The organism is Vibrio sp. Vb1166, from assembly GCF_033338695.1.
GTDB classification, from domain to species: domain Bacteria; phylum Pseudomonadota; class Gammaproteobacteria; order Enterobacterales; family Vibrionaceae; genus Vibrio; species Vibrio alginolyticus.
In genome coordinates, this window is the sequence record NZ_JAWOTE010000005.1 from 1 (window position 1) to 16089 (window position 16089).

Annotated in this window: 14 protein-coding genes; 6 read left to right on the forward strand and 8 right to left on the reverse strand. The window is 43.0% G+C overall.

Features of this window, described 5'->3' with window-relative positions; all coding sequences use genetic code 11:
* Positions 1–140 precede the first annotated feature (140 nt).
* Positions 141–590 (reverse strand): low molecular weight protein-tyrosine-phosphatase, encoded by a 450-nt coding sequence (locus R7E51_RS07320; protein WP_130545874.1) that lies wholly within the window; start codon positions 588–590, stop codon positions 141–143.
* Positions 591–707: 117 nt separating this feature from the next.
* Between R7E51_RS07320 and cobO the strand changes: the two genes are divergently transcribed.
* Complete coding sequence (gene cobO, locus R7E51_RS07325; RefSeq protein WP_062730506.1) at positions 708–1313, forward strand: cob(I)yrinic acid a,c-diamide adenosyltransferase; 606 nt, start codon at positions 708–710, stop codon at positions 1311–1313.
* Positions 1314–1375: 62 nt separating this feature from the next.
* Here cobO and R7E51_RS07330 read toward each other — a convergent pair whose 3' ends face one another.
* The 3 genes from R7E51_RS07330 to apbC form a co-directional block, all read right to left on the reverse strand.
* The gene (locus R7E51_RS07330; RefSeq protein WP_182016254.1) at positions 1376–3463 is read right to left on the reverse strand and encodes an AsmA family protein; all 2088 of its coding nucleotides are present in this window, start codon (positions 3461–3463) and stop codon (positions 1376–1378) included.
* Positions 3464–3651: 188 nt separating this feature from the next.
* A complete protein-coding gene (gene udk / locus R7E51_RS07335; RefSeq protein WP_005380833.1) occupies positions 3652–4293 on the reverse strand; it encodes a uridine kinase in 642 nt (213 codons plus the stop codon).
* A 180-nt stretch (positions 4294–4473) separates the two neighbouring features.
* Positions 4474–5550 (reverse strand): iron-sulfur cluster carrier protein ApbC, encoded by a 1077-nt coding sequence (gene apbC, locus R7E51_RS07340; protein ID WP_054729788.1) that lies wholly within the window; start codon positions 5548–5550, stop codon positions 4474–4476.
* A gap of 162 nt (positions 5551–5712) precedes the next feature.
* Between apbC and metG the strand changes: the two genes are divergently transcribed.
* Positions 5713–7788, forward strand: a complete 2076-nt coding sequence (gene metG / locus R7E51_RS07345) for a methionine--tRNA ligase (protein WP_005387290.1) — start codon at positions 5713–5715, stop codon at positions 7786–7788.
* Between the two features lie 78 nt (positions 7789–7866).
* On the opposite strand, the gene R7E51_RS07350 is transcribed toward metG, so the two are convergent.
* Positions 7867–8112: a hypothetical protein gene (locus R7E51_RS07350; protein WP_226975267.1), complete on the reverse strand. Its 246-nt coding sequence runs from the start codon at positions 8110–8112 to the stop codon at positions 7867–7869.
* Between the two features lie 109 nt (positions 8113–8221).
* Positions 8222–9133, reverse strand: coding sequence for a hypothetical protein (locus R7E51_RS07355; RefSeq protein WP_258490986.1), 912 nt, complete (start codon positions 9131–9133; stop codon positions 8222–8224).
* A gap of 472 nt (positions 9134–9605) precedes the next feature.
* Here R7E51_RS07355 and R7E51_RS07360 point away from each other — a divergent pair, with 472 nt between their 5' ends.
* Entirely contained in the window at positions 9606–10415 is an 810-nt protein-coding gene (locus R7E51_RS07360) for a hypothetical protein (RefSeq protein ID WP_025767216.1), read from the forward strand.
* 110 nt (positions 10416–10525) lie between these two features.
* Here the strand turns inward: R7E51_RS07360 and fadR are convergent, their stop codons facing one another.
* Positions 10526–11365, reverse strand: coding sequence for a fatty acid metabolism transcriptional regulator FadR (fadR, locus tag R7E51_RS07365; RefSeq protein WP_005380824.1), 840 nt, complete (start codon positions 11363–11365; stop codon positions 10526–10528).
* A gap of 639 nt (positions 11366–12004) precedes the next feature.
* Between fadR and nhaB the strand changes: the two genes are divergently transcribed.
* Positions 12005–13591 carry a Na(+)/H(+) antiporter NhaB gene (gene nhaB, locus R7E51_RS07370; protein WP_005380822.1) on the forward strand — a complete coding sequence of 529 codons (1587 nt, stop codon included), beginning with the start codon at positions 12005–12007 and terminating at the stop codon, positions 13589–13591.
* Positions 13592–13674: 83 nt separating this feature from the next.
* Positions 13675–14211 (forward strand): disulfide bond formation protein DsbB, encoded by a 537-nt coding sequence (gene dsbB, locus R7E51_RS07375; protein ID WP_017821379.1) that lies wholly within the window; start codon positions 13675–13677, stop codon positions 14209–14211.
* 79 nt (positions 14212–14290) lie between these two features.
* Here dsbB and R7E51_RS07380 read toward each other — a convergent pair whose 3' ends face one another.
* Entirely contained in the window at positions 14291–14908 is a 618-nt protein-coding gene (locus R7E51_RS07380; RefSeq protein WP_005380818.1) for a YecA family protein, read from the reverse strand.
* Positions 14909–15078: 170 nt separating this feature from the next.
* On the opposite strand from R7E51_RS07380, the gene dusC reads away from it, so the two are divergent.
* Positions 15079–16038 (forward strand): tRNA dihydrouridine(16) synthase DusC, encoded by a 960-nt coding sequence (gene dusC, locus R7E51_RS07385; RefSeq protein ID WP_017633856.1) that lies wholly within the window; start codon positions 15079–15081, stop codon positions 16036–16038.
* The last annotated feature ends 51 nt before the right edge of the window (positions 16039–16089 follow it).

The following is a 16089-nucleotide window of genomic DNA, read 5'->3' on the forward strand; positions in this document are numbered from 1 at the left end:
GTTCTTTTAGTTGTTGATTTCATAACACTCTCCAATTTTGGGGGGTGGAAAGTGTCAACCTTATTTAGGACGGCACATAACACGAATAAAAAGGGATGAGCTGAGCTCATCCCTTTTTCTATTGTCTTCAAGCACGGCGATTATAGCTTCTTCAAAATTGCGTCTGATGCCTCTTCGATTAAATCAAGCACCAGTTCAAAGCCATCTTCCCCACCATAATATGGGTCCGGGACTTCGTCGTAACCTGACTCAGAATGACTTAAAAATAACGATACTTTGTGTCGATACTTCAACGGACAAATATCCAATAAATCGGCCAAATTTGCTTTATCTGCGGCTAATATAAGGTCAAACTTTTCAAAGTCATCAATGGTGACTTGGCGCGCTTGCATTCCTTTAAAAGAATAACCTCGCTGCTTTCCTGCTGCCATCGCTCTTGAATCTGGTCGGTTTCCTGCGTGGTAGCCAATTGTACCTGCCGACTCAACCTCTACTTCAACGCCTAGCTTTTGAGCTTTCGCTCTTAACACTGCCTCTCCAGTTGGTGACCGACAAATGTTTCCCATACAAACAACAAGTATTTTCTTCATTTTATTCCCTGAATTATCGGTGGTTTTTCTTCACGATATGTTGGTCTATCATAGCGAGATAAATCAATGAACCCAAATTAGCTTGGGCAGAGCACGAAAAGGAATTGAGGAAGTATTATGTCTATCGAAGAAAATAAAGAAGCACGCCATAAAGCTCGCCAACAAAAAGTCAAAGAACAGGTAGACGCAAAAATCGCTGCTGCTCAAGAGGAAAAAGGTCTGCTACTGATCATTACCGGAAATGGTAAAGGTAAATCGACATCAGGATTCGGTACGATCGCACGCGCAGTGGGTCATGGTTTGAGTTGTGCTGTCGCGCAGTTTATTAAAGGTACTTGGGACAACGGTGAGCGCAACCTACTTGAGAAACTCGGCGTTGAATTCCAAGTAATGGCAACCGGCTTTACATGGGAAACTCAAAACAAAGCCGCTGATACCGAAGCAGCGCAAGGCGTATGGCAAGAATGTAAACGCATGCTGCAAGACGACTCTATCGATGTCATCTTGTTTGACGAGCTAACTTATATGGTGAGCTACGGCTACATCGACTTAGACGAAGTGGTCGAAGCACTGAGCAACAGACCTAAAATGCAGTCGGTTATTATTACTGGGCGTGGCGCACATCGAACCCTGATTGAAATGGCCGATACCGTTTCTGAAGTGAAAAATGTAAAGCACGCATTTGAATCTGGCGTAAAAGCCCTCAAAGGCGTCGATTGGTAACACTCGCAGAGTAATTTAAAAAGGGTTGGCAAAATGCCAACCCTTTTGATTTTCACGCACGGTTAGTTGAAAAGATTCTTCAATAAACCATCGACCGCATCTTTGGTTTTCTCGTCTTTGATTTTGTCCGTTAGCTTCTCTACGCCACGATCGATTTCTTTCTGAGCTTTCTGCTTCAGAACATCATCGAATACGAGCTTGAATTTAGGTTCTGCCCACTTACCAGACACATTGATTGGAATCGTGATGTCTTTCAGCTCATCTATATCTTTACCGCCCTGGCCTTCTAGGCTGCCTACAACTGACGTGCTGATAGTAAAGTCGACTGTTTCATTAATGTAGTTTGCGGTACCTTTACCACGAACACGTAACAATGGAGACTGAGCTTGCATATTATCCGTTGATACAACACCTTTGTTGAGTTTCAATGTCGCCGTCATCGCACTGAAGTCTGTTTTCTTAGCTTCATTGGTGCCTTCAACTTTTTGCCCTTTAAATTTCGCATAGTTTTCACGAATCAACTGAGCAACGTTGATGCCATTCACCGCACCGTCAGCAAAATTGATAACAACCGTACCAGATAGATTCTTCTTGATACCGGTAGGCGTGAGACTCTTACCTGTAACATTCACATCAATGTTACCTGTCCCTTCAAGTTTGTCGTTTTCAGCAACGTCTATAAGTAGCGGTTGAACTTTCACGCCTTTGATTGACTTTTTAACACTGTAAGTCGCTGGTGATTGGCGTGCATCTAACTTCGCTGTCGCTGAGATTGAGCCTTGGTACAACTTCGAACTAAAAGATGTAAGCTCAAACACGCCACGATTTACAGTGAAGCTCGTTTTTACCGCTTCCATCTTCGCATTTGCCGCTTTGAATTTGTCGATGGTAATGTCACCCTTTACATCTAACGTTTTCAACGCAGACAAATCAGGCTCAACCTCAGGTCCGGCAGGAGCACTCTCGCCACCAGAAGCAGGCTTATTACCTTCGGCAGCTTGCTTATCTAACCCTAAGAACTCATCAAGATCGATATTGGGGCTATGGAGAGCAAAGCGTACTTTAGGAATATCACCGAGTGCCACATCAGCCTTACCATCTAAGGCGATAGCATTCGCTGTTAACTTCTCTAGAACAAAACTCAGATGGTTTTTCGTTAGGTCGAAAGACAGATCAGACACCATGTCGACTTTCATCGGGGACTGAGGTAAAGCATCACCCTCAAAAGTCGATTTAAGAGTTAACTTATCCAACTGTACTTTGCTGATAGCCTTGTCCACGCTAAGTTGACCAGCACCCTGCATATCTAACTTCATACCACCAGCGTCACCCTTAATGGCATAAGTCAGGTTATTTACTTTATCGAATTCAAACGTGTCTAAACCGATCGTTGCCGATTCAATTTTATTGGCAGGGTCAGAGTATGTCGCATCAAAGTTGATGTTCTTTAGCGCGTAGTTTGCCAAACCTTTTTCTAGCTTAAAGTCTGCCTGACCTTTCGCGGTGAACTTTTGGTCGTTCATTTCGCCCTTCACGCCAAAATCAGCCGTTGTCCAGTTGTCAAAAGCGAATTCGGAAAGGTTTAATGAAATATCATAAAGTTTGGTGTAACTACCGGCTTGCTTATCCTGCATTTCTAATGAACCGTTAGAAACCGTAACGCCAGCAAGATTAATACTCCAATCAGAACCAGAAGTTTGCGTTTCACCATTTTGCGTAGGCGCAGCATTGTTCTCTTGTTCTGCTTGTTGTGTTTGGGCTTTCGTCAATGCATCAATATTCTTGCTGCCACCTTTCTTGGTTTCAATGTAGAACTCAGCACCATCAAGCGTGACGTTTCCAATTTCAAGCTGTTGACTAAAAAGTGGCATAACAGAGATGTCTACACCAACGGTATCAACTTTGAATAAATTGGGTTTACTAAAGCCTTGTGGGTTTCGCAATTCTGTATGTCCCAACTCAAAGCCAATTGATGGGAAAAATTGCCAACTGATATCCCCTTCAATCACCAACTCTAATCCCGTTTGCTTTTGCGCTTGCTCAACAATAAGGGGTTTAAACTGATTCGGATTGACGAAGATGGTTAACGCTAAAATTGCGACCAAAATGACCACAATCGGTATTGCTAGAATTAAGAGCAGTTTCTTCATTTGTTTTTCCTTGCTCGAGTGTTTTTACAATTATAAGCGCAGACTCCATTTGCCGCTGACAGTTCCACAAAAGCGTGAAAAGTGTCTGGTTTTAACCTGCAACTGACTAATTTAAAAACAAAAAAAGAAGTGGCACTTAAGGTGCCACTTCTTCTCCTAAAAATAAAGCGATATAGCCGTCTATAGGCTTAAGCTTTCAAAAGTCTTGCAATGTGAGCTTTTAATACATCAATTGCGATACGGTTTTTACCACCGCGAGGAACAATAATGTCCGCATATTGCTTAGAAGGTTCGATAAACTGCATGAACATCGGACGTACTGTTTGTTGGTATTGCTTAAGAACAGACTCCATAGTTCGGCCTCGCTCTTCCACATCACGCTTAACACGGCGAAGCAAGCAAATATCTAACGGTGTGTCCATAAATACTGTCGCATGCATCAAATCACGAAGACGAGGGTCTGTAAGAAGAAGGATACCTTCTAGAATGATCACCTTTTTAGGTGTCATTGTGGTGGTGTTAATTGTTCTTGTGTGCTCAGTGTAGCTGTACTCAGGCACTTCTACTGCTTCACCACGTACCAATTTTTCTAGGTGCTCACACAGTAGGTCGTGGTCCAACGCACTCGGGTGATCGTAGTTCGTCTTTACTCGCTCTTCCATGCTTAGGTGGCTTTGGTCGTTGTAGTAGCAATCTTCCGTGATGACACCGATTTGATGATCGCCTACTTTCGCGCGAAGCTCATTATAAATAGTGCTCGCGATCAGACTTTTTCCAGAAGCAGAAGCGCCAGCAATACCTACGATGACGCATTGATTATTATCAGACATTAGTTTGCACCCGATGATGATTTCTAGTCACATAAAAAGATAAACTGCCTGATTATAGGGAGTTCACCCCATAGTTACTAGTTGGAATTAGGGTTTAGTCATAAGTTTCTGCCTGCTCAGAGGATTAACCTCCGAGCAAACGTTAAAATGTGCAATTATCAACCAACAGGCATAGTAAACTTAGTTCACCATTGTAAAGCTAATCGCATCTGGTTTTGCTTTGCCTTGCCAAAACATCGTGCTACATACGCGATCGGCAAGTTGCTTATAATACCCTGCATGCTCACTTTCTGGGCGTCTTGCTACCGTTGGCACACCAGCGTCAATATCTTCTCTCATAGAGATATGAAGCGGAATTTGTCCTAACAATGCTAAGCCAAATTCTTGCGACATTTTTTCAGCTCCGCCCATACCAAAAATATGCTCTTTCGCGCCACATTGACTACAAATGTGATAACTCATGTTTTCCACAACACCAATAACCGGGACATGGACTTTGTTAAACATTGCCGCTCCCTTCCTTGCATCGGCAAGGGCTAAATCTTGCGGTGTTGTGACTAACACGCTACCTGTTACCGGAATTTGTTGTGACAGCGTCAATTGAATATCCCCCGTACCTGGCGGCATATCAATCACCAAATAATCCAAATCTGGCCAATCTGTTTCAGTTAATAACTGCGACAACGCTTTTGAAGCCATTGGACCGCGCCATATCGCCGCTTCTGATTTATCCACCAAATAACCGATAGAATGAGTATAGATGCCGTGAGCAAAAATGGGTTCCATCCACTTGCCATCACGAACTTCTGGTTTAGCATCTTCTTGCCCCAACATCATAGGTACAGACGGACCATAGATATCTGCATCCAACAATCCCACTTTCGCCCCAGATTGAGCAATTGCCAACGCTAAGTTAACTGCGGTAGTAGATTTACCAACGCCACCTTTCGCAGAACTGACGGCAATGATGTTCTTAACACCCTTAACCGAGTTAGCCACTTGAGTTTCTAAAGCTTTAACTCCAAGGCGAATATTAAATGGGAATTCAGATACTTTACCCGAGGCTTGCTGCTGTTTGATCCAGTCATGCAGTACGGTTTGAAGCTCATTACTTGCGAATGGCAACGTTATATCAATAGAACCCTGTGTCGTAATCGAAATTGCGCCATGAATATCTGCCCAGTTTTCCACCAACTGTGGATGTTGGAATTGGTTAAACAAGTGACAAAAATCTTGTTTTGAAGTGAACTGATGCATAAGCCCTCCTTTTAGATGTCATGCTACCACCGTCCAGGCTCAACCAGAACCCCAAAAAAACTAAGGCATTCCGCAGTTTGACACCTTGGAGTTAGTCAGTTCATGGGGTAGTATTATCCATCAAAATTTATTTATACCTATCAAGAAAAGCGAATATTAAGTATGGCAAACGATCCAAAAAACTTTCCGTCAAGGAAAATGCTGGTAACTTGTGCCCTTCCGTACGCTAACGGTTCGATCCACCTTGGTCATATGCTTGAGCATATCCAAGCGGACATTTGGGTTCGTTACCAACGCCTACGCGGCAACACTGTAAACTTCATCTGTGCTGACGATGCTCACGGCACGCCAATCATGCTTAAAGCGCAACAGATGGGTATTACTCCTGAAGAAATGATTGCCGCAGTTAGCGAAGAGCACCAAAAAGACTTCGCTGGATTTGATATCAGCTTTGATAACTACCACAGCACACACTCAGATGAGAACCGTGAGCTAGCGTCACACATTTATCTTGAGTTGAAGAAAAATGGCTTTATCTCTAGCCGCACTATCTCTCAGCTGTTCGATCCAGAAAAAGAGATGTTCTTACCGGACCGTTTCGTAAAAGGTACCTGTCCAAAATGTAAGTCTGAAGACCAGTACGGTGACAACTGTGACAACTGTGGTGAGACTTACAGCCCAACAGAACTGATCAATCCTAAATCTGCGGTTTCTGGTGCGACGCCAGTAATGAAAGATTCAGAGCACTTCTTCTTCGACCTGCCTCAGTTTGAAAGCATGCTAAAAGAGTGGACTCGCTCTGGCTCGCTACAAGCTGAAACAGCGAACAAAATGCAAGAATGGTTCGAATCTGGTTTGCAGCAATGGGATATCTCACGTGATGCACCATACTTTGGCTTCGAGATCCCTGGTGAGAAGAACAAATTCTTCTACGTATGGCTAGACGCGCCTATCGGCTACATGGGCTCTTTCAAAAATCTATGTGACAAGCGCGACGACCTAGATTTCGACGAGTATTGGAAAAAAGACAGCTCAGCAGAGCTGTACCACTTCATCGGTAAAGACATCGTTTACTTCCACAGCCTATTTTGGCCAGCAATGCTAGAAGGTTCTGGCTTCCGCAAGCCTAACAACGTATTCGTACACGGTTACGTAACCGTAAACGGCGCGAAAATGTCGAAGTCTAAAGGTACGTTCGTAAAAGCAAGCACTTACCTAGAGCACCTAGACCCTGAGTGTCTACGTTACTACTACGCTGCGAAGCTAAACAGCCGTATCGATGATCTAGATCTTAACCTTGAAGACTTCACTCAGCGCGTAAACGCTGACGTTGTTAACAAGATCGTTAACCTGGCATCTCGTAACGCAGGTTTCATCGCGAAACGTTTTGAAGGCAAACTGTCTGACAACTTTGCAGAGCCTGAACTTTACAACGAATTTGTTGCTGCTGCTGACCGTATCGCTGAGCTTTACGAAACGCGTGAGTTTGGTCGTGCAATCCGTGAAATCACGGCATTGGCAGACAAAGCTAACCAATACGTTGATGAAAAAGCACCGTGGGTTGTAGCAAAAGAAGAAGGCAAAGATCAGGAACTACAAGACATCTGTTCTGTCGGTATCAACCTGTTCCGCGTACTGATGACTTACCTGAAACCAGTAATGCCATCGCTAGCTGCGCGTACTGAAGCGTTTCTAAACCAAGAGCTAACTTGGGAAAACATCGCTGCTCCACTAACAGGCCACGAGATCACTAAGTTCAAAGCACTGTTCAACCGTATCGATCCGAAGAATGTTGAAGCGATGATCGAAGCGTCTAAAGAAGATGCGGCGGCAGAAATGGCGGCGAAAGAGAAAGCTGAAGCGGAAAAGAACAAGGCTAGCCAAACCGAGCTAGACAAAGAACCAATCGCTGAAGAGATTGAGTTCGATGCTTTTGCCGCAGTAGATATGCGTATCGCTCGCATCATCTCTTGTGAAGAAGTACCAAAAGCCAACAAACTGCTTAAGTTCCAATTGGACATCGGTGGTGAAACTCGTCAGGTATTCTCTGGCATCAAGTCAGCTTACAAACCTGAAGAGCTAGAAGGCAAGCTAACAGTAATGGTAGCAAACCTAAAACCTCGTAAGATGAAGTTTGGTATGTCTGAAGGTATGATCCTAGCGGCAGGCCCTGGTGGTAGCGACCTGTGGATCCTTGAGCCACACGAAGGCGCTCAACCTGGCATGCGCGTAATGTAAGTATCTTTATTGAAAAGGCTTAACTAAATCAGTTAAGCCTTTTCTCGCAGTTAAGCTTATCGATTAAGCTTGATTGTACTACAAAGAGAATTCTTCTGGACCCCAAGTAATAATCGCGCCACATGCAAGGAAAAGTACAAAGCTGATCGTGACTACAAAAGCGAGAACTCGATCAAATGTCGTTGCGTATTTTAGTATTAACTGATCATCTACAAGTGATACTTTCGCAGGCTTGCCTCGCATTAAAACTGTAGTATACATTGGGAATCTAACCCCCCAGGTATCTCTATCCCAACCGACAGGGCCATGACCATCCTTCGACATCTTTTTCTCGATCCGCTTTACCGAAACACGAATGAAAAGCAAAGTACTAACTAACCAAGTACATCCGATAATCATATTTGTCATATCAAAATAAGACACGTTGATCCCTTTAATTCCAATGAATGTTAGAACTAACTTCATAGGCACCTTTGGCTAAATTTTGCCCTGCACTATCAGCCATCTTAGCTGCTGCATAGCCGACACCTAAGCCTACACCAATTAATACTACGACTCCAAATGGGCCAGCAGCCAAAGCGATTCCCATTCCAGATGCAATCACTTTGGATGTGGTCCAAACGCCAGCAGCGTTGCTCGCACCAAACCCTGCAACTTCCATTGCTGCTCTTTTTTGCCAATTTTCTCCGTTATTCTTGGCATTTCGAACATTGTTAAAGCGAACACCAGCATCAATCATGATGATCTTTTTACCCACAATACTAGAGCTTTGTTCAAGAAATCGAATTGAGCGGATGTTAGCTATAGATGTTAAATGTAACTTAGTTATATCCCTGCCACTTCTCGCGATATTGGCAGCTCTATTCGGGTTGCTCCAAATGTTTCCACGGCTACTTTTAACTCGTCCTGCATAATGGGTAAGCTCTTTTGTAAATTTTGCATTCAAAGAATTGTGAGCTTCTTTAACTCTATATCCAAGCTTCACAAGCTCCTTTTTCTGCGCACCATTTCGTGAGGCTGTACGTACATCTAGTAAGGCATTTTGATATTTGAGCAAAGCTTTCCCGAAATTACTCAATCTGACTTGCTTTTCATTAACAGCAGTAGCGGCAGCACCTACTGCAGTATACTCATCGATTTTCCCCCCCATAGTATGATTAGTAGCATCTAAAAAAGGCTTAATCTCTTTTTCATAGAGGAGGGCTACCGCTTGTAAGTTTTCATCGCCAAACTCACTTGTTAGATTGGCTACATTTCTTTTGGTTTCTTGTGACCAACTTTTTACAGTATCAAGAGCACAAGCTATATCAGGTCTCTCGCTACGCAACTTAGCTATGTTGATCACAGAGCCTTCGTTCAGTATGAAAGGAGTACCTGCGGGAATAAAACTACCAAATATATGTGGGTTGTCCTTACGAAACTGAAGGTACCTATACTCATCATTTGTATCGATAGGGAGCGTTATCTTTGAGTGAGTACTGAAGCATAGGTCGAATTTATTAGACAAATTAATTACCTCGAACAATCAACAAAATAGACAACTTATATCATATGAAGTGTTCGAATATTTTAATTTCTAAACATTGTGACTTGAATCAGACTAAAAAGTAATCAATATGTAACTCACAAAGAATAACGCGTACACCAAGCATCGACACCGAATAATCAAACATATTCACAAATTTGGTGAATCCATGCACCAACAACGACCATTCAAAAAGAACATTCAATATAACCAATTGTTTAAATTGAGTTTTTGTTTGGCATCAAAACTGCAATCTTCCTTGTTAGGTCCAAACACTAACAAGGAGTTGGTTATGTTTGTTTTGATTTCCACACTATTGTCCATCGCTATTTTAGCCGGAATATATCACTTATCTTCTAAACGAGAGCAGCAACACGCGCGTAAATATCAGCTGTTAACATTATTGCGAGATGTTGTTCATCTGCTGAGACGCCATCGAGCTGCGACGCACTACTCACTTCAATTTCAACAAAATAACGAACAAGAATTAGAAGTCCTTCATAACGATCTCACCAACAAGCTTCATCTTTTAGTCGAAACCTCACGGTTTGAAAACAAACCCATGTATCGCGTATTACAGATTAAAGTAGGGAAACTACTTGAACAATGGGATGACCATAGTGTTGCAAGAAACCAGATGGAGCATGGTAAGTTGATTCGTCATTGCTTGTTCTTGATGGATGAAGTAACCATCGCATGGCTAGCGGTTGAGCAAAGAGATGACTTGCATAATGAGTATCACATGAACTGGCAAAACATTATGGATAGCTTGGAGACCCTGACTCAGTTACGAATCAGCATTCAAGATTTAGGAGAACAAGGCGGAAATGAGCGTTTCAAAAACTATGCATCTGTCATGATGCGTAAGCTAAACCAACTAGCGGTTATCGCTCCACTTAGCATTACCTCTCCTGCTTCCACGCGCTCAATACAGACGCTAAATGAATACGTGACAGGGAGTCATGTAGACTTAACAGAAGCAGAGCTTTATGGCGTCACATCGGACTTGTCATTGACCATCTTCAATACTTACGACCATGTCCTTTCAGATGTCGTAGAGTCATTATATCTACCGTTACCCAGACTCTCGCTAGCAGGATAAACGTTCCATGCCTTATTATTGGTGCTAGGTCCGTCGCCGACTTATAAATAAAAACAAAAAAACCGCAGGCCTAAGGCACTGCGGTTTTCGTTTATTCAACTTGTCAGCGCTTAGCTGTCGTCTTCCGTGAAGTTCGTTGGTAATTGCTTTTTCATTTCGTTCCAGATCAACGCACTTTCCATACCATAATGACGAATCACTACTGGTAGTTGCTCACGCTGGCCACTTTCACAAGTTTCGAGCAATTGATGGTAAAACTTCAGAGCTAGCTCACGAGAAGCTGGATTTGAGAAGTAGTAGCTACCGACACGATCGTAGAGCTTCTTCAAACCATTAAAGATCAAACCGTAAATTTGATTTCCTGAATGGAATGCTAGGCGCTGGAAAAGCATATAATCGTAAAAGTTGAACGTTTTAGCAATCAAGATTTCTTGACGCTTCGCTTCATCTTTCTCGTTATCTTCTTTCACATTCTGCAGAACTTTTTCGGCATACGGCGAGGAAGCGATGAATTCGTCCCAGGAAGCCGCATTCATTAAAGCTTCACAAGATTCGATTACGTTCTTAATTGTACGCTCAGAGCTCTCTTTGTTCGCTTTAAATGCATAGCGCATAAAGATAGGACTGATGTTAGTACGTGCCGCAAGCAGATCTTCTACAATGTTTGTCGCATTATCAACGTCTAGCGTCATTAAAGTATCCAAAATATGCAGACCAGAGGTCTCCATAAATTGGTTAACTTTCGTAGGTTTGCCGTGCTGGATAGTCAACCATCCGTCACGGGCTAGTCGTTGAAGAACCTCTCTTAAAGTCGTTCGAGTAACACCAATCAGTTCGGACAGCTCGCGCTCAGCAGGTAAAATTGAGCCTGGAGGAAAACGGCCGTTCCAAATGCTCTCGATAATATATTTTTCTGCGAATCCCGCAGGGCTTTTCGCCTTTATGACCATTCTACTTTTTATCCAATATTGATTTCTGAGGGTCGATACTACTCATCATACCACTACTTAGCGGTTTGAGAAAATTTACGATCAATAGTGGAAACGACTCCATAACATAGAGTTAATACTCTATATGTTGTGTCAATTTAAGAGGCTCTAACATGCGAGCGAAAGCAGTAAAATATGAATTTTCATTTAATTAAACAGCTCACAAATCTCGGAGAAATAAAGACAACCGTGTCACATTTTTATATTCAAAATATGAAAAATTACTTTGTATATCACAGTTAATATTCTTTCTTAATTTGCCTTTTCTCGTCACTGACCGTCATTTAAAATCCAAGAGGATTTTTTTAAGACTTTCATGGTATAGTAACGCCGTTTTGATCGCGTTATTACATTTAAAAAGTCATTTTAGTCGGTAGCATCACGTTTTGTTATTGACTAATAAATGCCTGAGTGTAGAGTTTGCGGTCGAAAGTGAGCGGTGCTTGAGTTCAGGGGAAGTAACTTGGCAAGACTACAATAAACAAAGGATTGTTGTTTTACTAAGTTATTGTTTTTAAAGACTAGTTAATAAGTCTAACAAACAGATACTTAAGCACTATTGTAGTGTCTATTCATAATTTTGTTATAAAGAGAATTATCATGCCGATATCGCTCGGAAACGCTTTTATCAAGAACTTCCTTGGTAAAGCGCCTGATTGGTACAAAGTTGCCATTATAGCCTTCTTAATAATTAACCCGATTGTATTCTTCCTAATAAACCCATTTGTAGCTGGATGGTTGTTGGTCGCTGAATTTATTTTCACGCTAGCAATGGCATTAAAATGCTACCCATTACAACCTGGCGGTTTACTTGCTATTGAAGCCATTGCTATCGGCATGACTAGCCCTGCGCAAGTTAAGCACGAATTAGTAGCAAATATCGAAGTACTGCTACTTCTGGTATTTATGGTTGCGGGCATCTACTTCATGAAGCAGCTGTTGCTGTTCATTTTTACCAAAATTTTACTTGGCATTCGCTCTAAAACCCTTCTATCACTCGCGTTCTGCTTTGCTGCGGCATTTTTGTCTGCATTTTTGGATGCCTTGACGGTTATCGCCGTTGTTATCAGCGTGGCGATCGGCTTTTACTCTATCTATCACAAAGTAGCGTCTGGTAACCCTATCGGTGACCATGACCATACACAAGATGACACGATCACTGAACTAACGCGTGATGACTTAGAAAACTATCGTGCGTTTTTGCGCTCTTTGTTGATGCATGCTGGTGTAGGTACTGCCCTAGGTGGTGTAACCACGATGGTTGGTGAACCTCAAAACTTAATTATTGCAGACCAAGCGGGTTGGTTATTTGGTGAATTCCTAATCCGTATGTCTCCAGTGACACTACCTGTATTTTTCTGTGGTCTCATCACTTGTGCTTTAGTTGAAAAGCTTAAAGTGTTTGGCTATGGCGCGAAGCTTCCTAATAACGTTCGTCAGATCCTCGTCGATTTTGACCGTGAAGAGCGTAAAACGCGAACAAATCAAGATGTCGCAAAACTCTGGGTTCAAGGTCTTATTGCGGTTTGGTTGATCGTTGCACTCGCTTTGCACTTAGCGGCTGTCGGCTTAATTGGCCTTTCTGTGATCATTTTAGCGACCGCATTTACTGGTGTCATTGAAGAGCACTCCATGGGGAAAGCGTTTGAAGAGGCCCTGCCCTTCACTGCACTGCTTGCTGTATTTTTCTCGATCGTTGCTGTAATCATTGATCAAGAGCTGTTTAAACCAGTCATCGATGCGGTGCTTGCCGTTGAAGATAAAGGTACTCAGCTAGCTCTGTTCTATGTGGCGAATGGCTTGTTATCTATGGTGTCGGATAACGTGTTCGTTGGTACGGTTTACATCAATGAAGTAAAAACTGCACTCATTGAGGGCCTCATTACTCGTGATCAGTTCGACTTACTGGCGGTGGCAATCAATACTGGTACTAACCTGCCTTCTGTTGCAACGCCAAACGGTCAAGCGGCATTCCTATTCTTACTCACATCGGCTCTCGCTCCATTAATTCGTCTGTCTTACGGTCGAATGGTTATCATGGCGCTGCCTTACACCGTCGTTCTTGCGATTGTCGGTCTAATGGGAATCATGTTCTTCCTAGAGCCTGCAACAGCTTCTTTCTACGAAGCTGGTTGGATTTTACCTCATAGTGGTGATCTGACTCCCGTAGTATCCGGTGGTCACTAAAATTTGAGTTGATTAGGAAACTTATCCACGATAAAAAGCTCTGAGTATTCAGAGCTTTTTCTATTTCAGACAGGAACAAAAACGTGACTATTTTAAATTCACTTAACCAGTTTTCAAAGGGACGTTTATCGTGGCTACTGCTTCTGCTATTCGTCGTTTTCTTTGAAGCATGTGCCCTCTATTTTCAGCACGTCATGATGCTTGCACCATGTGTCATGTGTATTTATGAAAGAGTCGCGATGATGGGAGTGGGCGTCGCTGCAATGGTTGGTATATTGGCACCCAAGAACCCAATTTTCCGCTGGCTAGGTTTGATAGGCTGGGGATTAAGTGCTTACAAGGGTTTGTTACTTGCGATGCAGCACGTTGACTACCAGTTTAATCCATCACCATTCGCGACTTGCGATTTATTCGTCACATTCCCTAGCTGGGCTCCGCTCAATCAGTGGGTTCCTTGGATGTTTGAAGCATATGGTGATTGCTCTAAGGTTGTATGGCAGTTCCTTGATTTATCAATGCCACAATGGTTAGTCGTAATTTTTGCAGGCAATTTAATCGCTTTGGCATTAATTGTAATTGCACAATTCTTCCCTGCAAAACGCGTTAATCCAATTCGTTAATCCTACTGACGCGTAAAAATTAACAAAAAGCCGACCATCTGGTCGGCTTTTTGTTAAGTGGATAGCGCGGCGATTCGATTTAGCCGCGTGATTGACCACAGCACTGCTTGAATTTTTTTCCGCTCTCACAAGGACAGGGATCATTGCGCCCGATACCTTTGAATGGGTTTAGGCTTTGAGCTTTATTGCCTACCATCAACTCATCCGCGCCCAGCGCGACTTCACCGACCATTAAATCAAGCTGATCGACTAAATCTGTCAGGGCCGGTGGCGTTTCAATACCTGCGTCGCGCATCTGTTGCTGCGTTGCTGGCTCATCGATAGCCAGCATCAAAGTGGTCAGTAATGCTTGCAGCATACGCTGTAACCCATCATTGAGCTCAACGTCTTGCCATTGTTCTTCAATCATTGGCCAAACAGACATAAAGCCTTCGGCAAAATCAGCAAGTTGTTCAGGTTCTTTGCCTGTTAGCTCTAGCACGGAATATTCGTTTCGTTGAATTCGGTTATGCTGCTTGTGAATTTGCTCTTCCACAGCTGGTTGAATCGCTTTGAATCCCTCACCTAATAGCGGCTCTAACCACTTTTCAGGAGCGAGTGGTTTTGTCGTCAGATTCGCAGCTAACACTGCGCCTTCGATAAATAGGCAAGATTCATCGACGTGAACTTCACCTTTTTCAATCAATGTGTATTGCATGACATCTGATTTCCCATAAATTTGGCGGCATTATACCTCAGAGCTCAAAAGCACGTAACCTAACGTTGTGTGTTTGACTGCATTGGGCGCTTCGACTCTTTTAATGACAAACTTAACTTACATCGCTACAATCGCCCTCCTTTTTACCACCAAACTGTATTAGGCAAGCTATGCGAGTTGTACTAGGCCCAATGGAAGGCGTTTTAGATCATTTGATGCGCCAAATCCTGACCGAGATAAACGACTATGACCTGTGTGTTACGGAGTTTGTTCGCGTAATCGACCAGCTATTACCCGATCATGTATTTCACCGTTTATGCCCGGAGCTGTTGCAAGGTTCTCAGACTGCATCTGGTGTGCCAGTACATGTGCAATTGTTGGGACAAGAACCAAACTGGATGGCTGAGAACGCAATTAAAGCGGCAAATCTTGGCGCCAGAGGTATTGATATAAACTTTGGTTGCCCAGCCAAAATGGTCAACAAAAGTAAAGGTGGAGCAGCGCTACTCCAACATCCAGAGCTCATTCACCGTGTTGTTAAAGCTTGTCGAGAAGCCGTTCCAGAAGCCATTCCCGTAACTGCAAAAATTCGTCTTGGCTGGGAGAACCCTGAAGATTGCTTTGAAATTGTCGATGCCATTCAGTCTGCTGGCGCAAATGAATTGACCGTACACGCACGTACTAAACAAGGTGGTTATAAAGCTTCTGAGATAAAATGGGATTACATCAACCAAATTCGCGAACGTTTCGATATCCCACTGATAGCGAATGGTGAAATTTGGAATTATGAAGACGGTCAACGTTGCATTGAAACGACTGGCGTTAACTCTTTGATGGTGTGCCGAGGCGCTTTCAATATCCCTAACTTAGGCAATATGGTAAAACATAACCACCAGCCAATGTCATGGCCCGAGGTGGTTGAGTTGCTCATCTATTATTCCAAGTTTGAGATGAAAGGCGATAAAGGCTTGTATTACCCAAACCGCGTAAAACAATGGTTCTCTTACTTACGTCAGGCTTATCCTGAAGCAAAAGACCTATTTAGAGAAATCAGAACGTTCAACAAAGCCGCACCAATTGTTGAGCATATTCAACGCTACCGCGATGACTTAAACTCTCAGGTTGCATAACTCCCGAACACAAAAAAGGACGAATATCTCGTCCTTTTTTGTATCTAAATC